Annotated in this window: 16 protein-coding genes; 7 read left to right on the top strand and 9 right to left on the bottom strand. The window is 67.4% G+C overall.

All coding sequences use genetic code 11. The features are described from left to right. Window positions 1-17: 17 nt before the first annotated feature. The 3 genes from CXZ05_RS16350 to CXZ05_RS16340 are packed head-to-tail and all read right to left on the bottom strand — an operon-like array spanning window position 18 to window position 3,605. Window positions 18-929, bottom strand: a complete 912-nt coding sequence (locus CXZ05_RS16350) for a MaoC/PaaZ C-terminal domain-containing protein (RefSeq protein WP_102973600.1) — start codon at window positions 927-929, stop codon at window positions 18-20. Next, window positions 926-2,260 carry a 3-oxoacyl-ACP reductase gene (locus CXZ05_RS16345; protein WP_102973599.1) on the bottom strand — a complete coding sequence of 445 codons (1,335 nt, stop codon included), beginning with the start codon at window positions 2,258-2,260 and terminating at the stop codon, window positions 926-928. The genes CXZ05_RS16350 and CXZ05_RS16345 overlap by 4 nt, the downstream gene beginning before the upstream one ends. Beyond that, complete coding sequence (locus CXZ05_RS16340; RefSeq protein ID WP_102973598.1) at window positions 2,253-3,605, bottom strand: acetyl-CoA C-acetyltransferase; 1,353 nt, start codon at window positions 3,603-3,605, stop codon at window positions 2,253-2,255. Before CXZ05_RS16340 ends, CXZ05_RS16345 begins: the two co-directional genes overlap by 8 nt. A gap of 61 nt (window positions 3,606-3,666) precedes the next feature. Here CXZ05_RS16340 and CXZ05_RS16335 point away from each other — a divergent pair, with 61 nt between their 5' ends. Further along, entirely contained in the window at window positions 3,667-4,353 is a 687-nt protein-coding gene (locus CXZ05_RS16335; protein WP_258006619.1) for a TetR/AcrR family transcriptional regulator, read from the top strand. Between the two features lie 35 nt (window positions 4,354-4,388). Further along, window positions 4,389-6,476: an acyl-CoA dehydrogenase gene (locus CXZ05_RS16330; RefSeq protein WP_102973596.1), complete on the top strand. Its 2,088-nt coding sequence runs from the start codon at window positions 4,389-4,391 to the stop codon at window positions 6,474-6,476. A 118-nt stretch (window positions 6,477-6,594) separates the two neighbouring features. Here the strand turns inward: CXZ05_RS16330 and glgA are convergent, their stop codons facing one another. After that, the gene (glgA, locus tag CXZ05_RS16325) at window positions 6,595-7,791 is read right to left on the bottom strand and encodes a glycogen synthase (RefSeq protein ID WP_102973595.1); all 1,197 of its coding nucleotides are present in this window, start codon (window positions 7,789-7,791) and stop codon (window positions 6,595-6,597) included. Window positions 7,792-7,890: 99 nt separating this feature from the next. On the opposite strand from glgA, the gene glgC reads away from it, so the two are divergent. The 3 genes from glgC (at window position 7,891) to CXZ05_RS16310 (ending at window position 11,372) form a co-directional block, all read left to right on the top strand. Beyond that, on the top strand, window positions 7,891-9,306 hold the full coding sequence (gene glgC / locus CXZ05_RS16320) for a glucose-1-phosphate adenylyltransferase (protein ID WP_102973594.1): 1,416 nt from the start codon (window positions 7,891-7,893) through the stop codon (window positions 9,304-9,306). Between the two features lie 64 nt (window positions 9,307-9,370). Further along, a complete protein-coding gene (locus CXZ05_RS16315) occupies window positions 9,371-10,822 on the top strand; it encodes an SDR family NAD(P)-dependent oxidoreductase (RefSeq protein WP_102973593.1) in 1,452 nt (483 codons plus the stop codon). 67 nt (window positions 10,823-10,889) lie between these two features. Continuing rightward, on the top strand, window positions 10,890-11,372 hold the full coding sequence (locus CXZ05_RS16310; RefSeq protein WP_102973592.1) for a pyridoxamine 5'-phosphate oxidase family protein: 483 nt from the start codon (window positions 10,890-10,892) through the stop codon (window positions 11,370-11,372). 32 nt (window positions 11,373-11,404) lie between these two features. Here CXZ05_RS16310 and CXZ05_RS16305 read toward each other — a convergent pair whose 3' ends face one another. The 3 genes from CXZ05_RS16305 to CXZ05_RS16295 are packed head-to-tail and all read right to left on the bottom strand — an operon-like array spanning window position 11,405 to window position 14,767. Further along, a complete protein-coding gene (locus CXZ05_RS16305) occupies window positions 11,405-12,256 on the bottom strand; it encodes a transglutaminase family protein (RefSeq protein WP_102973591.1) in 852 nt (283 codons plus the stop codon). Further along, the gene (locus CXZ05_RS16300; RefSeq protein WP_102973590.1) at window positions 12,253-13,179 is read right to left on the bottom strand and encodes an alpha-E domain-containing protein; all 927 of its coding nucleotides are present in this window, start codon (window positions 13,177-13,179) and stop codon (window positions 12,253-12,255) included. The genes CXZ05_RS16305 and CXZ05_RS16300 overlap by 4 nt, the downstream gene beginning before the upstream one ends. Continuing rightward, entirely contained in the window at window positions 13,172-14,767 is a 1,596-nt protein-coding gene (locus CXZ05_RS16295; protein ID WP_102973637.1) for a circularly permuted type 2 ATP-grasp protein, read from the bottom strand. The genes CXZ05_RS16300 and CXZ05_RS16295 overlap by 8 nt, the downstream gene beginning before the upstream one ends. A 156-nt stretch (window positions 14,768-14,923) precedes the next feature. Between CXZ05_RS16295 and CXZ05_RS16290 the strand changes: the two genes are divergently transcribed. Further along, on the top strand, window positions 14,924-15,949 hold the full coding sequence (locus tag CXZ05_RS16290) for a YeiH family protein (protein ID WP_102973589.1): 1,026 nt from the start codon (window positions 14,924-14,926) through the stop codon (window positions 15,947-15,949). A 36-nt stretch (window positions 15,950-15,985) separates the two neighbouring features. Next, window positions 15,986-18,610: an aminopeptidase N gene (pepN, locus tag CXZ05_RS16285; RefSeq protein WP_102973588.1), complete on the top strand. Its 2,625-nt coding sequence runs from the start codon at window positions 15,986-15,988 to the stop codon at window positions 18,608-18,610. Window positions 18,611-18,625: 15 nt separating this feature from the next. Here the strand turns inward: pepN and CXZ05_RS16280 are convergent, their stop codons facing one another. Together CXZ05_RS16280 and CXZ05_RS16275 are read right to left on the bottom strand one after the other, a co-directional pair. Further along, window positions 18,626-19,720 carry a biotin/lipoate A/B protein ligase family protein gene (locus tag CXZ05_RS16280; RefSeq protein WP_102973587.1) on the bottom strand — a complete coding sequence of 365 codons (1,095 nt, stop codon included), beginning with the start codon at window positions 19,718-19,720 and terminating at the stop codon, window positions 18,626-18,628. Window positions 19,721-19,802: 82 nt separating this feature from the next. After that, a complete protein-coding gene (locus CXZ05_RS16275; RefSeq protein ID WP_102973586.1) occupies window positions 19,803-20,060 on the bottom strand; it encodes a type B 50S ribosomal protein L31 in 258 nt (85 codons plus the stop codon). Window positions 20,061-20,191: the final 131 nt, after the last annotated feature.

The raw sequence follows: 20,191 nt of genomic DNA, 5'->3' as shown, positions 1-20,191 counted from the left end.
GTGCAGCACACCTCGTGCTACAGCGCCGCCACGGATCCGCTGAAGTGCTTGCGGCCGGACCGCGGACTCCAGGCCACGTAGCCGGACCGGAGCCAGCCGCCGTCCCCGGCCTCCGTCGTCGAAATTTCCAGCGCCACCCGTGCGGGAAGGAAAACCGGAGCCTCGAACGCCACCTCCCAGCGGAATGCGTCGCCTTTGGCAGCCCCCACGTCCGCCAGCGCCCTCGACGCCAGGTACATGCCGTGGGCGATGGACCGGCGCAGGCCCAGGGCCTTGGCGGAAAGTACACTCAGGTGGATTGGGTTGAAGTCCCCGGACACGGCAGCGTAGGCACGGCCGGTGTCCACGCCAAGCTGCCAGAGGGCCGTGGGGTCCGGAGCCGAAAAACCTTGCGGCGCGGCTGCTGCCGAGGCCTTGTCGATGCCGGGCAGGAACACGCCCTTGGCGAGATAAGTGGACACGCCGCTCCAGCAAATGTCGCCGCCACCGGAAGTGCGTACCTCCACTGCAATATCCACCTGGGTTCCGGCGCGGTGTGCCCGGAGCTTCTCCGCCCTGGCCACAATGTCCAGCGGTTCAGTGAACCTGACCGGCCTGCGGTACTCAATCACGTTCCGCAGATGGATCATCCCCAGCAGGGGCAGCGGGAAGTCGTCGCGGTTCATGACGCTCATGGCCACAGGAAACGCCAGGGCATGGATGAACCCCGCCGGCAGCACGTCACTGGCGGTCTCACCCAGGAGGTGCTGGTACGCCGTGAGGTTTTCGACGTCGGGCCGGACGTCCCGGACTTCGTGGCTCACGCCGGGCAGCACGCCGTCAGCATGCGAGCCCAAAATCCTGCGGCGGGCGGCCGTGGCCGCGGCGTTCACATATAGCTTGGAGAGGGACGGCATCTCCCCCAGGATGAGGGGCTGGCCGCCGGTCATGCCCCCACCAGGTTTTGTCCGCACACCCTCAGCACCTCTCCGGAAATGCCCCCGGCGGAATCGCCCGCGAGGAAGGAGATAGCCTCGGCGACGTCCCCCGGCTGCCCGCCCTGCTGCAGGGAATTCAGCCGCCGGGCAATCTCCCGGGTGGCGAAGGGAATCCGCGCCGTCATCTCTGTCTCGATAAATCCGGGTGCCACAGCATTGATCGAACCGCCGTATTCCGCCAGCAGCGGCGCCGTGGCCCGGACCATGCCCATCACCCCGCCCTTGGACGCCGCATAGTTGGTCTGTCCGCGGTTGCCGGCGATGCCGCTCGTGGAGGCAACCGAAACGATGCGCGGCGCGGAACGGAAGTGCTCGGAGGCCAGGAGTGCTTCATTGATGCGCAGCTGGGCGGCGATGTTCACCTCGATAACCGAACCCCACCGGGACTGGTCCATGTTGACCAGCAGCTTGTCCCGGGTGATGCCGGCATTGTGGACCACGACGTCGAGCCGGCCATGGCGGTGCACGGCGTGGTCGATGATTCTTTGCCCGGCATCGTCACGCGTGATGTCCAGCTGCAGCGCGGTCCCGCGGATCCCGTTGGCAACCTCCGCCAGGTGGTCCCCGGCCGCGGGAACGTCCACCGCCACAACGGTGGCCCCGTCACGGTGAAGTGTCCGGGCGATGGCCGCACCGATGCCGCGGGCCGCGCCGGTCACAACGGCGACCTTGCCCGCGAGCGGTGCGTCGGCGTCGTCGGGCAGGCTGCCGTCGGCGGAACCGACGCGGACGAACTGGCCGTCCACGAACGCTGACCGGCCGGAGAGGAAGAAGCGCAGCGCGCCCAGGGCTGACGGGGCGGTGGGACTGACGTCCTCCGCCAGGACGATGCCGTTACCCGTGGCGCCCGCGCGCAGTTCCTTGGCCAGGGACCGCAGCAGGCCGTCCACTCCTTGCCGGGCGGCGGCCGTGGCCGGCGTTCCGCCGGGCACGCGCGAGACAGTCACCACCCGTCCGCCGGGGGCAAGGTCGCGAAGTGCCGGTGCTGCCGCAAGGACCGGCTGCTCCAGGTCGCCGGGGGCTTCGAGGGCGTCGAGGACCAGCACGATTGCGCCGAGCCGTTCCTTGGGAACAGCGTGCCGGCGGACATCGAGTCCCCACGAAAGCAGTGCCGCCGCGATCCCGTCGGCACCGGGTCCGGAGCCGCCAACCAGGACCGGCCCGTCGATCAGGGGCTGGCCGGGCCGGTAGCGCCGCAGCTCGGCCGGCTGCGGCAGGCCGAGCTTCCGCGCGAGATCCCGTCCGACGCCGTGGTTAACCAGCCGTGCGTAGGTGTCAGTCATGGACTTCCCCCGCGGTGTTGCCGTCCGTGTACGCTTCGAGCAGCGCGACGACGCCCTGGCCGCCGGCGGCGCAGACGGAGACGAGGCCCAGAGCGGGACGCCCGCCGGAAGTGCCCTTTTCGTGAAGCATTTTCGCCAGCGTGGCCACGATCCGCCCGCCCGTGGCGGCGAACGGGTGTCCGGCCGCCAGGGATGATCCGTTGACGTTCAGCCTGGACCGGTCGACCTTGCCGAAGGCGCCGTCCAGCCCGAGGCGCTCGCGCCCGAACTCTTCGTCCTCCCACGCGGCCAGCGTGCTCAGCACCGTCCCGGCAAACGCTTCGTGGATCTCGAAGAAGTCGATGTCGTCCAGGGTGAGGCCGTTGCGTGCCAGCAGGCGCGGGACGGCGAACACCGGCGCCATCAGCAGCCCGTCCTTGCCGTGGACGAAATCGACGGCGGCTGCCTCGCCGTCCAGGACGGTGGCGAGCTTGGGCAGGTCGTGCCCGTCCGCCCAGTCCTCCGAGGCGAGCAGCACCGTGGAGGCGCCGTCGGTCAGCGGCGTGGAGTTGCCGGCCGTCATGGTGGCTTCGGAGCCCAGGTTCCTGCCGAACACGGGCTTCAGCGATGCCAGCTTCTCGGGGCTCGTGTCCGGCCTGAGGTTGGAGTCCCGGGTGAGCCCGCGGTAGGGCGTGAGGAGATCGTCGAAGAACCCGGCATCGTAGGCGGCGGCGAGGTTCCGGTGGCTGTTGAGGGCAAGCTCGTCCTGTGCCTCGCGGGAGATGTTCCACTGGGCCGTGGTCAGGGCCTGGTGCTCACCCATCGACAGTCCTGTGCGGGGCTCTCCCGTGTTCGGCGCGTCCGGGGCGAGGTCCTTGGGGCGCAGGCGGGCCAGAATCTGAAGCCGCTGCGGGAGTGTCTTGGCGCGGCTAAGGTCCAGCAGCACCTCGCGGAGGCCTTCGCTGACGGCAATGGGGGCATCGGAGGCGGAGTCCACGCCGCCCGCGATGGCTGAGTCCAGCTGGCCGAGCCTGATCTTATTGGCCAGGCCCAGCACTGTTTCCAGGCCGGTGGCGCAGGCCTGCTGGAGATCGTAGGCGGGGGTTTCCGGTGACAGCGCCGAGCCAAGGACTGCTTCGCGCGTCAGGTTGAAGTCCCGGGAGTGCTTGAGGACGGCGCCCGCGGCCACCTCGCCGATGCGCTCCTCCTGCAGGCCGAAGCGGGCGATCAAGCCGTCCAGGGCTGCGGTGAGCATGTCCTGGTTAGACGTCTTGGTGTACGCACCGCCCGTCCGGGCGAACGGGATCCTGTTGCCGCCGACCACCACGGCCTTCCGCACGGTTTGAGGCTGTCCATCCACGGGCATGTGCTATCTCCTTTGATCCGGCTGGTTATCGATACCCAGCGTACCTGATACGCTGGGTATCGTGAACTTGATTCCCCCGGCCGCGTCGCCGGACCCCACCTCCGAAGCCGTGGACGGCCGCGCCTCGCGCTGGCAGGGGCACCGCGAAGAACGCAGGCGGGAACTCATCAAGGCCGCCCGGCGGGCGGTGCACACGCTCGGCAGCGACGCGTCCATGGAGGACATTGCCGCGGCGGCCGGCACGTCGAAGTCGGTGTTCTACCGGTACTTCGGCGATAAGGCCGGTCTGCAGCAGGCGGTGGGGGAAGTGGTGCTGGGACAGATGCAGCAGCGCATCAAGGAGGCAGCGCAAAGCGCGCAGACGCCCCGCGAGGGTCTGTTCGCCATGGTCTCGGCCTACCTCCAGATGGCTGAAACGAGCCCCAACGTCTACACGTTTGTGACCCGGTACTCCGCTGCGGAGTCCGACGGCGGTCCCACCTCGATCACGACAGCCGGCGCCCTGGGCCACTTCTTTGCCGCCATCGCGGACATGATCGCCACGCCCATGCGGGCCCACCTCGGCGAAGGCAGGGAGTCCGTCATCGGCTACTGGCCCAATGCCGCCATCGGGCTTGTCCGCAACGCCGGCGAGCAGTGGCTGGCCAGTCCGGACTCCCCCGGCAAACCGGACCAGGAATCCATGGCACGCCAGATCACCGACTGGCTGTGCATCGGCATCGCGCCGGAACTCACAGACGTTCAATAGCACCGAAACCTGTCAGTACCAACGAAGGAATCGACATGACTGAAGTAGTTGACCGCCCGGCGCGCACAACCACCAATGCAGCAGCCGGAGGGACGGCAGGTCCGATGCCCGCCGTCAATGTCGCCGCGCTGGGTGAGCTGCTCCTGGGCAGGTGGGCAGACGTCCGCCGGCAGGCGCGTGACCTGGCCGCACAGGAGGAGCTCCACAAGACGGAAGGCCTCACGCACGCGGAGCACCGGGCGCGCACCTTCGGACAGCTGAAGCAGCTTGTGGACAGCGGTGCCGTCCACCGGGCCTTCCCGGCCAGCTTCGGCGGGTCCGATGACCACGGCGGCAACATCGCGGGCTTTGAGGAACTGGTCACCTCCGACCCGTCCCTGCAGATCAAGGCCGGTGTGCAGTGGGGCCTGTTCGGCTCGGCCGTGATGCATCTGGGCACGGCCGAGCACCACCGGAAGTGGCTGCCGGGCATCATGAACCTGGATATCCCGGGCTGCTTCGCCATGACCGAAACAGGACACGGTTCGGACGTCGCCAGCATCGCCACCACGGCAACCTACGATGCTGACGCGCAGGAGTTCGTGATCCACACCCCGTTCCGCGCCGCCTGGAAGGACTACATCGGCAACGCGGCGATCGACGGCCTCGGCGCCGTGGTGTTCGCCCAGCTGGTGACGCGCGGAGTCAACCACGGCGTGCACGCGTTCTACGTGGACCTGCGTGACCCCGCCACCAAGACTTTCCTGCCGGGGATCGGCGGCGAGGATGATGGCGTGAAGGGCGGGCTCAACGGCATCGACAATGGCCGGCTGCACTTCGACAACGTCAGGGTCCCGCGCACCAATCTGCTCAACCGCTACGGCGACGTCGATGCCGAGGGCAACTACACCTCGCCCATCGCGTCTCCCGGACGGCGGTTCTTCACCATGCTCGGCACGCTGGTGCAGGGCCGCGTGAGCCTGGACGGTGCCGCCGTCGTGGCGTCCAAACTCGCCCTGAAGACGGCCATCACCTACGCAACCGAACGGCGGCAGTTCAACGCCTCGTCCCCCGTCGAGGAAGAGGTCCTGCTGGACTACCAGCGGCACCAGCGCCGGCTCTTCACCCGGCTGGCCACCACGTACGCCGCGGGCTTCGCACATGATCAGCTGCTCGAAAAGCTGGACGACGTCTTCTCCGGCGCCCACGATTCCGACGAGGACCGCCAGGACCTGGAAACCCTGGCCGCGGCGCTGAAGCCGCTGAGCACCTGGCATGCACTCGACACCCTGCAGGAGTGCCGCGAAGCCTGCGGCGGTGCCGGGTTCCTGATTGAGAACCGTTTCGCGTCGCTCCGCGCCGACCTGGACGTCTACGTCACGTTCGAGGGCGACAACACCGTCCTGCTGCAGCTCGTGGCCAAGCGGCTGCTGGCCGACTACGCCAAGGAATTCCGCAGCGCCACGTTCGGTGTGCTGGCACGGTATGTGGTCAATCAGGCCGCCGGTACCGCCGTCCACCGCACCGGCCTGCGGCAGGTGGCGCAGTTTATGGCCGACAACGGCTCCGTCCAGAAGGCGGCCATCGCCCTCCGCGACGAGGAAAGCCAGCGCGCGCTGCTCACCGACCGGGTCCAGACGATGGTTGCCGAAGCAGCCGCAGCCCTCAGGGGCGCCAGCCGGCTGCCGCAGCGCGAGGCATCCGCGCTGTTCAACCAGCACCAGGACGAGCTCATCGATGCCGCCCGGGCGCACGCCGAACTCCTGCAGTGGGAGGCCTTCACCGAGGCACTGGGCAAGGTCACCGATCCGGGAACCAGGACCGTGCTGACGTGGCTCCGCGACCTGTTCGGGCTGTCGCTCATCGAGAACAACCTCTCGTGGTACCTGATGAACGGCAGGCTTTCGATGCAGCGCGCCCGGACCGTGGGCGGGTACATCAACCGGCTCCTGGTCAGGCTGCGCCCGCACGCACTGGACCTCGTGGACGCCTTCGGCTACGGCCCGGCCCACTTGCGCGCCGCCATCGCCACCGGCGCCGAAAAGGTCCGCCAGGACGAGGCACGGGATTACTACCGGGTGCAGCGCGCCAGCGGGTCAGCCCCCGTGCCGGAGAAGTCACTCCGCTCCCCAACCGCTCCCTAACCTCGCAAGCTCGGCCAGGGTAACCGGCGGTCGTGGCCCCAGGCTCAACCACCGACGACGGCGACGCTCCCCTTTCCGGGGACCGTCGCCGTCGTCATTCTTTTGCCTGTAGCTGACCCTATTTGAGGACGGAGCGGTAGACATCCAGCGTGGTCTGGGTGATCGACTCCCAGGAGAAGTGCTCCTCCGCGCGCTTGCGGCCGGCCTGGCCCATGGCGCGGGCGCGGTCCGGGTCGGACACGACCTCGGTCAGGGCCGCGGCAAATTCGCTGACGAACTTCTCCGGATCCAGAGGCGTGCCGGTTCCGTCGGTCACCTGCTCGAGGTCCACCAGCAGGCCGGTCTCACCGTGGTTGACCACCTCGGGGATGCCGCCGGTTGCACTGGCCACCACCGCAGCGCCGCAGGCCATCGCTTCAAGGTTCACGATGCCGAGCGGTTCGTAGATGGAGGGGCATGCGAAAGCCGTGGCGTGGCTCAGCACCTGGATCAGCTCATGGCGGGGAAGCATGCGCTCGATCAACACCACACCGCTGCGCTGGCTCTGCAGCTCCTCGATCAGCCGGGCCGTCTCCGCTGCGAGTTCCGGCGTGTCCGCCGCACCGAGGCAAAGAACCAGCTGGACGTCGGCGGGGAGCTTGGCGGCGGCCCGCAGCAGGTACGGGACACCCTTTTGCCGGGTGTTGCGGCCAACGAACACCACGCTGGGCCGCGCGGGGTCGATGCCCAGGGTGCGGATGACGTCGTCATTCTCGTCACGGTTCCACAGGCTGACGTCGATGCCGTTGTGCACCACCTTGACCTTGGCCGGGTCAACCTCCGGGTAGCTGCGCAGGATGTCCTGGCGCATGCCCTCGGACACGGCGATGATGGCGGCCGCCGCCTCATACGCGGTTTTCTCCACCCACGAGGACAGCGCGTAGCCGCCGCCCAGCTGCTCGGCCTTCCAGGGCCGCAGCGGTTCCAGGCTGTGGGCGCTGAGCACATGCGGGATGCCGTGCAGCAGCGACGCCAGGTGGCCGGCCATATTGGCGTACCACGTATGCGAATGCACCAGGTCGGCGCCGGCGACGTCCGGGACGATGCGCAGGTCCACGCCCAGGGTCTGCACGGCCGCGTTCGCTGCGCCCAGGTCCTCGGGCACCGAGTAGGAGGTCACGGAGGCGCCATGATAGTCGGCGTCCCGGGGCGCGCCAAAGGCACGCACCTGAAGGTCGACATGCTGGGCCAGCACCCGGCTCAGCTCGGCAACGTGGACGCCCGCGCCGCCATAGATTTCCGGCGGAAATTCTTTAGTCACAATGTCTATTCGCACGTTACCCAAGGTAGTCGTTACGGTGGAACTGTTCTAGTGTGAAGAAAGTCCGGACAAACCGGATTTTTTGGGGAGTTACGAAGGCGTACAGGAGCGACCATGCCGTTAACAAAGAAAGTCCTGGCCATTGTCCTTGCAGGGGGCGAGGGAAACCGTCTTATGCCGCTGACGGCAGACCGGGCGAAACCTGGCGTGCCTTTTGCCGGCAGTTATCGCCTCATCGACTTCGCGCTGTCCAACCTCGTCAACTCCCGGTACCTGCAGATCGTGGTCCTGACGCAGTACAAGTCCCACAGCCTTGACCGCCACATCTCCGAGACGTGGCGGATGTCCACGCAGCTCGGCAACTACGTCGCCTCCGTCCCGGCCCAGCAGCGCGTCGGCAAGAGCTGGTTCCTCGGCAGCGCCAACGCCATCTACCAGTCCCTCAACCTGATCCACGACGCCAACCCCGACATCGTCGTCGTGGTGGGCGCCGACCACGTGTACCGCATGGACTTCGCCCAGATGGTTGAGCAGCACGTCCTGAGCGGCGCAAAGGCCACGGTGGCCGCCGTCCGCCAGCCACTGAACATGGCCAACCAGTTCGGCGTGATCGAGGTGGACCCCGAAGACTCCCAGAAGATCGCCGCGTTCGTGGAGAAGCCCGCGTCCACCCCCGGGCTGGCCGCTGACCCCACCCAGTTCCTGGCCTCCATGGGCAATTACGTCTTCGACGCCGACGCACTGGTCGACGCCCTCCACGTCGACGCGGAACGGCTGGACACCAAGCACGACATGGGCGGGGATATCATTCCCTACTTCGTCAACCAGGGTCAGGCCGGCGTCTACGACTTCACCCTCAACGACATTCCGGGCTCCACCGAGCGGGACCGGACCTACTGGCGTGACGTAGGTACCATCGACTCGTTCTACGACGCCCACATGGACCTGATCTCGCCGCTGCCGGTGTTCAACCTCTACAACTCCGAGTGGCCCATCTACACCCGCCAGAGCATTTCCCCGCCCGCCAAGTTCGTCCGGGGCGAGAACAACACCGTGGGAACGGCCCTGGATTCAATCGTGGCCAGCGGCGTGGTCATCTCCGGCGGCATCGTGGAAGGCTCTGTGCTGTCCAACGACGTCTACGTCGGCTCGGCCAGCCGCGTCATCGACTCGGTGCTCATGGACAAGGTGCAGATCGGCAAGGGCGCCGTGGTGCGCCGGGCCATCATCGACAAGAACGTCAAGGTCCCCGCAGGAGCGGCCATTGGCCTCGACCCGGACCTCGACCGTGCGCGCGGCTTCAAGGTGACGGACTCGGGCATCACGGTGCTCTCCAAGCACCAGACCGTGCCGGAACCGGACGATGCCGAGCGTGCACTGTCAGCGGCGAACCTGCACCTGGTTCCGGACGCTGTGAAGGCCGCAACCGAGAACTGGCCCGAGATCCGCAGCTCTGTCGAGCACGTGGGCAAGGTCCAGGCCGCCGCCGCTGGTGTAAACTCCCCGCCCCAGCAGGCCGTCCGTTCCTGATCCCCATGTTCAAGCAATAATCTTGAGGCAGGTCTGACCCTCCACAGGCTGTAAAATCAGATCAATGAGCTCCGCCGATCTGACGCCTGAAGAGATTCAGGCCTGCCTCAAGGTTTTGAACACCATCCACGTTTACGACGAGGAGCACCCTGACTACGTCTCGGTGCGCCGCGCCACCGGCAAAATGTTCAAGGCCGTCAAGCGCCACCGCCGCGTCACCAAGCGAGACCTGATCGCCGAAGCGGACCGCGCCGTGCTGGCCCAGACCGCCACAGCTGCGCCGGACCGGATCGACGACGAGACGCGCGGCAACAAACTCGCCACGTCCGCCACGGGGAAGGTCGCCGGCCACCTCATCAGGTCCCGGCCCTGCTACATCTGCAAGCAGCACTACACCCAGGTTGACGCCTTCTACCACCAGCTGTGCCCCGAGTGTGCGGCGTTCAGCCACTCCAAGCGCGATGCCCGTACGGACCTCACCGGCCGGCGCGCCCTGCTGACCGGGGGCCGCGCCAAGATCGGCATGTACATTGCCCTGCGGCTGCTGCGCGACGGCGCGCACACCACCATCACCACGCGTTTTCCCAAGGACGCCGCGCGGCGCTTTGCGGCCATGGAGGACAGCGGGGAATGGCTGCACCGGCTGAAGATCGTGGGCATCGACCTCCGCGACCCGTCGCAGGTCATGGCCCTCACCGATAACCTCAATGCCGCCGGGCCGCTGGACATCATCATCAACAACGCCGCCCAGACGGTGCGCCGCTCCGGCAATGCCTACAAGCCGCTCGTCGACGCCGAGGACGAGCCGCTGCCCGCTGCCCTGGAGGCAGCCAACGGGGGCCCGGAACTGGTCACCTTCGGCCATGCGCATGACAAGCACCCGCTCGCGATTGCCAGCAGCGTCACCGAACACCCGGTCCTGGCCGGCGACGCCGTCACGTCCCTGGCCCTCTCTACCGGTTCGGCGTCCCTGGAGCGGATCGCCGCCGGAACGGCCATCGACGCCGGCGGCCTGGTTCCGGACCTGGCCACCATCAACAGCTGGACGCAGGTGGTGGACGAGGTGGACCCGCTGGAAATGCTCGAGGTGCAGCTGTGCAACGTCACCGCGCCCTTCCTGCTGGTCAGCCGGCTGCGGGATGCCATGAAGCGGTCCACTGCGCACCGCAAGTACATCGTCAACGTGTCCGCCATGGAGGGCCAGTTCTCCCGGGCCTACAAGGGACCGGGCCACCCCCACACCAACATGGCCAAGGCGGCCCTGAACATGATGACCCGCACCAGCGCCCAGGAAATGCTGGACTCCGACGGGATCCTCATGACGGCAGTAGATACCGGCTGGATCACTGACGAACGCCCGCACTTCACCAAGGTCCGGCTGATGGAGGAAGGCTTCCACGCGCCGCTCGACCTGGTGGACGGCGCAGCCCGCGTCTACGATCCGATCGTCATGGGCGAAAAGGGCGAAGACCAGTACGGCGTGTTCCTGAAGGACTACAAAGCCAGCCCCTGGTAGACCGCGGCTGTTTTCTGTGCTCCCCGTGCTCTGGCGGGTCAGCTGGCGCCAGCGTAGGCTCGGGGCCATGACGAACGTGCAGCCCGCCGAAGCATCCCACGAGTCCGTTGAACATCTGGACTCCGGCCAGTGCTGGGGCCTGCTCCGCCAGGTCTCCGTGGGCCGGCTGGCCGTCTGGGTCGATGACCACCCGGACATTTTCCCGCTCAATTACACGGTTGACCACGGCACCCTGGTGTTCCGCACCGGGGAAGGCGCCAAGCTCGGCGGTGTCCTCGGGGACACGCCCGTGGCGCTGGAGGCCGACGGCGTGGATGCCGAATCCGGGATGGCCTGGAGCGTTGTGGTCAAGGGCAAGGCGGCAGCCCTGAAGGGAACCGAGGAGATCCTCGATTCCGCGTCCCTGTTCCTGTTCCCGTGGCAGGCGGGCCAGAAGGACCACTTCATCCGCATCACGCCCGACTCGATCACCGGCCGACGTTTCAAGGTCACACCGCCGCTCACCTGGTGGACCCAGCTGAGCGGCGCGGTGAAGTCCTCGCCAGAGTAAAACTCCGGGAGCGCACCTCTCAGAGCGTGCACCTAGGCCAGGCGGGTGATCTCCACGCTTACGCTCAGGTTCGATCCCCCGCCGCCGGACAGGATGCCCTTAAGCGGCGGCACGTCCCGGTAGTCGCGGCCGCGGGCCACCGTCACATGGAAATCGCCGGCCGGCTTGTGGTTGGTGGGGTCCCAGCTGCGCCATTCGCCGTCCCACCATTCCAGCCACGCGTGGGACTGGCCAGCCACCGTCTCGCCGATGTCCGCCGTCGACCGCGGGTGCAGGTAACCGGAGACGTAACGGGCCGGGATGCCGCAGCTGCGCAGAGCACCGATGGCGAGGTGCGCCAGGTCCTGGCACACCCCCTGGCGCTGGGTCCAGGCCTCCTCTGCGTTGGTGGTGACGCCGGTGGTGCCTTTCATATAAGTCATCTCGCCGCGCATCCAGGCGAAGATGGCAAGGGCTGCCTCGTGCGGGTTCTTACCCTCGACAACACCCGGAATGATTGCCAGGACTTCCTCCCCCGGTCCAGTCAGCTGGGACTGCGGCGCCCAGTCGCTGAACTGGTTGAGCGTCTCCGGGGAGGCAAGGTCGTCCCAGCCCACGATGTCGGCCTCCGACGGTACACGCACGGCCCTGTGGACCTCAACGGTGGTGGTGGCCAGGACTTCCAGGTGCTCGTGCGGCATCTGCATGTCGAACGCGGTGACCCGGGTACCCCAGTAGTCGCGGTAGCTGCTGACCGCAGCCTGCGACGGCGTGACCTTCATGGAGGACTCCAGCACCACCTGCTGCGGGTCCGTCAGCGGGGTCATGCGGGCCTCGTTGTAGGACAGGGTGACGCGCCGCTTGTACTTGTAGCCAGTCCTGTGGACGATACTCAGCCGGGTCATGAAACTTCTCCCACCCAGGCCAGTTCATCCGCCTGATTGAAGTACTTACGGGAAATGGCGTCCGACGCCTGCGCGACTGCCTTCTGCACCCGCTCCATGTGCTCCGGAAGCTCGGACATGAGGTCATCCGTGCGGTGGAACTCCAGGAACGTGCGGGCCTGGCCCACAATCCGGCGGGCGTCGTTGATGAAGCCGACGCGCTGGGCCGAGGGGTCCAGCTTGGCCAGGCACTCGTCGGCGTCACTTAGGGCGTAGACGATGGACCGCGGAAACAGCCGGTCCAGCAGGAGGAACTCGGCCGCGTGCTGGTCGCCGAAGGCCGCGCGGCGGGTCCGCAGGAAGGATTCGTAGGCGCCTGCACAGCGGAGCATGTTCACCCAGGACATGCCTGCGGAGAGGACGTCGCGGGTGGAGAGCATCCGGGCGGTCATGTCGGCCCGCTCCAGCGAACGGCCCAGCGCCAGGAAGAGCCAGCTGTCGTCGTGGCTGACGGTGGTGTCGGCCAGGCCGCTGACCATGGCCGTGCGCTCGAGCACCCAGTGGCAGAAACGGTAGGTGCCCACCACGTCCTTGCGGTGCTGGTTCAGTCCGTAGTAAGTGGTGTTCAGGCTTTCCCACAGGCCGGACGAGACCGTCTCGCGGGCGCGCCTGGCGTTCTCGCGGGCAGCGCCGAGGGACCCCGCGATGGAGGTGGCGCTGTGCTTGTCGTAGGCGAGGGCGTGGAGCAGTTCCTCCAGCCCGAAGTCCGCACTCTGCGGGCGCGCCCCCATGACGCCGAGGAGTTCGCGGGCAACGCTGCGCCGCTCCTCGGTGGGCAGGTGGTTCAGGCGCTCGAGGTGGACGTCGAGGATACGGGCCGTGCCGTCGGCCCGTTCAACGTAGCGGCCAATCCAGAACAGGGATTCGGCAATTCGGCTAAGCATTCGCGGTTACCTCCTGCGCGTCAGAAATTTGCTGCTGCTGCTGTTCCGACTGCCGGTCGCGCCAGTTGCTCTCGACCGGCCACACGGAGACCCGCTCGCGGACGGTGATGGACTGCTGGGGCAGCCGCTCCACCGGCACCTGCGGTGAGCCGGCGAGCACCCAGGTGTCCTTCGACCCGCCGCCCTGGCTGGAATTCACGATCAGCGATCCCTCCTTGAGGGCCACGCGGGTGAGCCCGCCGGGCAGCACCCAGACGTCGTCGCCGTCGTTGACCGCGAACGGCCGGAGGTCCACGTGCCGGGGACCGAACTTGTCGCCGCTGAGTGTGGGCACGGTGGACAGCTGCAGCACCGGCTGCGCTATCCAGCCGCGCGGGTCGGCGATGACGCGCTTGCGCAGCGCCTCGAGCTCTTCTTTGGACGCGTCCGGGCCGATTACCAGGCCCTTGCCGCCGGAGCCGTCAACCGGCTTGACCACGAGTTCGTCGAGGCGGTCCAGGACGTGCTCGCGGGCTTCCTTCTCCTCCAGCCGGAAGGTGTCCACGTTGGCGATCACCGGTTCCTCGCCGAGGTAGTAGCGGATCAGGTCCGGGACGTAGCTGTAGACGAGTTTGTCGTCGGCCACGCCGTTGCCAACCGCGTTGGCGATGGTGACGCCGCCGGCGCGGGCTGCGTTGACCAGGCCGGGGCAGCCGAGCATGGAGTCGGAGCGGAACTGCAGGGGGTCGAGGAAGTCGTCGTCGATGCGCTTGTAGATGACGTCCACGCGCTGTTCGCCGGCGGTGGTGCGCATGTACACGCGGTTGCCACGGCAGATGAGGTCGCGGCCTTCCACGAGCTCCACGCCCATCAGGCCTGCAAGGAGGGTGTGCTCGAAGTACGCGCTGTTAAAGACGCCGGGGGTCAGCACCACCACTGTGGGGTCGTCCACGCCCGACGGCGCCGTCTTACGGAGCGCCGAAAGCAACCGGCGCGGGTATTCCTCCACGGGGCGGATGAGCTGCTGGCCAAAGGCTTCCGGCAAGCCCTTCGCCATGGCCCGCCGGTTCTCCAGCACGTAGCTCACGCCCGAGGGCACGCGGACGTTATCCTCCAGGACCCGGAACGTTCCGGCGGCGTCACGCACCACATCGATGCCGGAGATGTGCACCCGCACGCCGCCGGCTGGTTCAAAGCCGTGCACGGCGCGGTGGAAGTGCGCACTGGTGGTGATCAGCTGCCGCGGGATCACGCCGTCGGACACCACTGTCATTTTGTCGTAGACGTCGTTCAGGAACGCCTCGAGGGCGCGCACGCGCTGGGCGACGCCGCGTTCCAGCACGTCCCATTCGTCGGCGGGGATGACGCGCGGCACGATGTCCAGCGGAAACGGGCGCTCCTCCCCCGCGAAGTCAAAGGTCACACCGCGGTCCAGGAACGTCCTCGCCATCGAGTCCGCACGCGCGCTGACGTCCGCCAGGGACAGCTCCCGCAGGGCACCCGCAACCTGGCCATACGACTGGCGTGCCTTTTGCCCGGGGGCAAACATCTCGTCGTAGGCGCCGGTGCGGCCGGCAGCCTCGGAGTAATCCTGGAATAGGTCAGACATGGTCATTAGCCAACCACCTTTTTGTTGCGAATTCATTTCCCGTCCCGCCCTGGCGTGTTGGCGGGCTTCCGGTTGGTCTTTGGCGGCGACGTCCGGCAAGGTTGGGAGGTGCCAGACTTCCGACTTCCGCCGCCGCTGCTGTCGCAGTTGCGCGGGATGACGCATCAGAACTTTACCCGGATTCTGCCCGGCCTGCTGACCGCCGTCGTCGCACTGGCCTTCGCATTCGCAATACACTCCGCCGTGCCTGCGCTTCCGGCCATGACCCTGGCTGTGGTCCTTGGCCTGCTGGCAGCCAACATTCCCGGCACGGCGGTGTGGACGGCCGGCCGCGCCCGGCCGGGGCTGGACTTCGCCGGCAAACACCTCATGCGCGGCGGCATCGTGCTCCTGGGACTGAAAGTGAGCCTCTCGGACGTTCTGGGCCTCGGCTGGCTGGCCCTCCTGCTCATCACGGCGGTGGTGGTGGCCAGCTTCGCAGGCACCTACGGGATTTCCCGGCTGTTCCGGCTTCCGGCCGACACTGCGCTGCTGATCGCCACCGGGTTTTCCATCTGCGGCGCGTCGGCGATCGGCGCGATGGCCGCGGTACGGCGGATCAGCCACCGGGACACCGTCCTGCCCGTGGCGCTCGTGACGCTGTGCGGGACGCTGGCCATCGGCGTGCTCCCGCTGCTGGTCCACCCCCTGCAGCTGGGCACCGAGGCCTTCGGTGCGTGGACCGGCGCCTCGGTCCACGACGTCGGACAGGTGGTGGCCACTGCGCAAACTGCAGGTCCGGCGGCACTGGCCCTCGCCGTCGTCGTCAAACTCACCCGGGTGATCCTCCTGGCGCCGATGGTGGCCATGGCCGGGGCAGAACAGAGGATCCGGCACCGCCGGGAGGCAGGCGGCCGGGCCGGCAGCCCTGCCGCGGGCACGCCTCCGCTTGTTCCGCTGTTCGTCGTCGGCTTCATCGTGATGGTGGCGCTGCGCTCCAGCGGCTGGCTCTCCGCCGGATGGCTGGAAGCGGCGGCCGGCCTGCAGGACGTGCTGCTGGGCGCTGCCCTGTTTGGCCTCGGATCGGCGGTGCGTATCCGCACCCTGCTGCACACCGGGGCGCGCGCCGTGCTGGCCGCCCTCGCGGCGTGGCTGCTGATCGCGGTCCTGGGGCTGGCCGCTGCACTGCTCATGGTTCAGTAGCTCTTGGTGCAATAACCCGCGTGATTCAATAGCTTGGTGTCGAATCAGAACCTCCAGCGCAACGAAGCGGCAGAGCGGTCCGCCCTGATCACCACCCACAGCTACGACGTCTCGCTCGACGTCCGCAGCGCACCGGATCCGGACGCGGCGGGGTACACCAGCCGCAGCACCATCGCTTTCTCGGCAGCGGAGCCGGGAGCCTCCACCTTCCTGGACTTCATCGCCGGGGACGTGCACAGCGTGGCCCTGAACGGCGTCGACCTGCCGGTCCCCGATGTGGTGGACGGCGCACGGATCCGGCTGGACAACCTGCGGGCCGAGAACAAGGTGACGGTCACCGGAACCGCCCTCTACAGCAGTTCGGGCGAGGGCATGCACCGATTCTTCGACCCGGCCGACGGCCAGTGCTACCTCTACACCCAGTACGAGCCGGCCGATGCCCGGCGGGTCTTCGCGAACTTCGAACAGCCCGACCTCAAAGCCCGGTTCACCTTCTCCGTCACCGCCCCGGCCAGCTGGGAGGTGGCCTCCAACGGCGCCGAGGCAGCGCGCCTACCCCTGGCTGAGGATGCCGCGGCGGCCCGCTGGAACTTCGCCCCCACCCTGCCCATGTCCACCTACATCACCTCGGTGCTGGCCGGCCCATACTTCAAGGCCGAGGACCAGTGGAGCAGGACGGACGACGGCGGGACCCGCCTTGACGTGCCGCTGGCACTTTACTGCCGGGCCTCCCTGGCGCCCTCGTTCGACGCCGCCGAGCTGTTCAAGCTCACCAAGCAGGGACTGGACTTCTTTAACGGGCTCTTCCACTACCCCTATCCGTGGGGCAAGTACGACCAGGCCTTCGTGCCCGAATACAACCTCGGGGCTATGGAAAATCCCGGGCTGGTCACTTTCACGGAAAACTACGTGTTCACTTCACGGGCCGCCAATTCCCAGTACCAGGGCCGCGCCAACACCCTGCTGCACGAGATGGCGCACATGTGGTTCGGTGACCTCGTGACCATGCAGTGGTGGGACGACCTCTGGCTGAAGGAATCCTTCGCGGACTACATGGGCACCCTCGGCGTGGACCGTGCCACGGACTGGGACACCGCCTGGGTCAACTTTGCAAACAACCGCAAGGCCTGGGCCTACGTCCAGGACCAGCTGCCCACAACCCACCCGATCGTCGCCGACATCCCGGACCTCGAGGCGGCCAAGCAGAACTTCGACGGCATCACGTACGCGAAGGGCGCCTCCGTCCTGAAGCAGCTCGTGGCCTACGTCGGCTTCGACGCCTTCATTGCGGGGTCCCGGCAGTACTTCAGGGACCACGAGTATGGCAACACCACGCTGGCGGACCTGCTCGGTGCACTGGCGAGCTCTTCGGGCCGCGACCTCACCCCCTGGGCCCGGCAGTGGCTCCAGACCTCGGGCATTTCCACGCTGAGCGCCGAGCTGGAGACGGCTGTAGCGCCGGACGGAACTGAGACCCTGGAGCGCGTCACGCTGCTGCAGGACGCGCCTGATCCCGTCACCGGCCGGCAGGAGCCGCGCCCGCACCGGCTGCGCATCGGGCTCTACAACTTGGACGCCGCCGGCATGCTGGTCCGGACTGACTCGGTAGAGACCGACCTGGCCGGCGGGGCTGAGGAAATCAGTGCCCTGTCCGGGAAGGCCCGGCCGGCCCTGCTCCTGGTCAATGACGAGGACCTGAGCTATGCCAAGGTGCGGCTGGATCCGGTCTCGGAGGACACCGTCCGTTCCTCCCTGGACCGGATCAGCGACCCCATGGCCCGTGCCCTGTGCTGGTCCGCGCTGTGGAATTCGGCCCGGGACGCCATTACACCGGCTTCGCAGTATGTGGACGCTGTCCTCCGCTTCGCTGCGGCCGAGTCCGGAATCGGCGTCCTGCTGAACATCCTGGGCAACGCCACCACGGCCCTTGAACAGTACGTTCCGGCCACAGACCGTGAAGCACTGCGGAAGTCCTTTGCCGGGGGCACCGCCCGCGAGCTGTATGCTGCGGAACCCGGCTCGGACCAGCAGCTTGCCTGGGCCAGGACACTTGCCGCGGTCAGCCGCACAGAGGGCAGCCAGGCGTCGCTGCTTCGCGGGCTGCTGGACGGCAGCGAGCGGGTGCCCGGACTGTCCGTGGACGCGGAGCTCCGCTGGAGCCTGTGGCACGCACTGGCGGCCCTGGGCCTGGCCACGAAGCAGGAGCTCGACACCGAGCTGGCCAGGGACACCACCGCCTCCGGCCGGGCAGGCCATGCCACGGCGCTGGCGGCCCGGCCCGGGGCGGCGGTCAAGGCCGCGGCGTGGGAGGCAACGGTCCGCGGGAGGGAGCTCTCCAACCAGCTGCTCAGCGCTACCATCGCCGGTTTCAACACCGCCGCCGAGGAACTCCTGGACCCGTTTGTGGAGCCCTACTTCGAGTGCCTGGAAACCGTGTGGGCGGAGCGGAGCATCGAAATCGCGAGCCGGATCGTCCGCGGGCTCTACCCGGCCGTCCGGGACCTGGGCCCGGCCGGTTCCCCCGAGGACCATCCCGTGCTGGCACGCACCGACCGCTGGCTTTCAGAGCACCCGGACGCGCCGCGTGCCCTGCGCCGGATCATCATCGAGCAGCGGAGCCACCTGCACCGCGCGCTGTCCGCGCAGGCACTGTCGGTTTAGGGGACTCGATGGGTGTCAGGGCACCCGGTGCAGCCACGCGTCCGTGCCGAACTTTGATGCAACCCGTTCACGGGCCGTTTCCAGCTCCTGCGCCGTGATCTCCGACGGCGTGGCCCCGTAGCGTTCGGCGAACACCTCCATCATGGCCGCCACGATCTCCGCCCGGGCCAGGCCGGTCTGGCGGCGCAGTGGGTCCACGCGTTTCTTGGCGCTGGTGGTTCCCTTGTCCGAGAGCTTTTCCTTGCCGATCCGGAGAACGTCCACCATCTTGTCGGCGTCGATGTCGTAACTCATGGTCACATGGTGCAGCATGCCGCCGTTGGCGAGCCGCTTCTGCGCTGCGCCGCCGATCTTGCCCTGGCCGGTGGCGATGTCGTTGAGCGGGACGTAGAAGGCGTCGATGCCGAGCTTTTTCAGGGCGGCCATGACCCAGGCGTCGAGGAACGCGTAGGAGTCGGCGAAGCTGATGCCGTCCACGAGCGTCTGCGGCAGGTAGAGCGAGTAGGTAATGCAGTTGCCCGCCTCCATGAACATCGCTCCCCCGCCGCTGATTCGGCGGACAACGGTGATGCCATGCCGGGTCACGCCGTCGGGATGCACCTCATTGCGGTAGGACTGGAAGCTGCCGATCACCACCGACGGTTCCTCCCAGTCCCAGAAACGGATGGTGGGGTTGCGGCGGCCGGCGCCGACCTCCTCGGTCAGCACCTCGTCCAGCGCCACGTTCAGGTGCGTGGACAGCACGCCGGGCGCGATGATGTTCCAGTGGTGGTCCGTCCATGCGGTGGCCTTGGCCAGCGCCCTGCGGACGGCTATGGCGACGGCGTCGGCCGAGAACCCGAACAGCACGGCGTCCTCCGGGAGGGAGGCCTCCACGGCGGAGGCGATGTCGGCCGCCGTCGAACTTTCCGGCAGTCCCACCAGGGCGCCGTTAATGGCCAAGAGCGCTTCATCCGGTTCGAGGAAGAAATCGCCGCTGAGGGAAACGTCCGCGAAGGCACCGTCCTCGACGTCGAGGTCCACCACCACGAGCTTGCCGCCCGGGACCTTGTACTCACCGTGCAGCCCGGGGGCCGACTCTCCTCCTGCAGATATTGGCGTGGCAGTCATGCCTTCCATCCTGCCCCAGAAACGCGAAAAGCCCGCACCGTTGCCGGTGCGGGCTTTCCAAAGAACCTTGGGGAGAAGTGAATTACTTCTTGCCGCCGAAGCCCTTGAAGCGAGCGTTGAAGCGCTCGACGCGGCCAGCGGAGTCCATGATGCGCTGCTTGCCCGTGTAGAACGGGTGGGACTCGGAGGAGATTTCGACGTCGATGACCGGGTAGGTGTTGCCGTCTTCCCACTCGATGGTCTTCGAGGAAGACACGGTGGAGCGGGTCAGGAACTTCGTGCCGGAGGCCAGGTCGTTGAAAACAACAGCTTCGTACTTCGGGTGGGTGTTCGACTTCATAATGGGGCCTTTGTTCACGCAACTGGATTTTGCCAGCTGCCAGGTATGAATGGGATGGCTTCCATCCGTGCCTTGGCCGCCCGGAAGGACAGCGAAAAACACAGGGGAACCAGCTATCAATCATAGCGGAT

This window comes from Arthrobacter sp. AFG20 (assembly GCF_002892795.1).
GTDB lineage: Bacteria > Actinomycetota > Actinomycetes > Actinomycetales > Micrococcaceae > Arthrobacter.
This window is presented reverse-complemented; position numbering and strand designations above follow the sequence as displayed.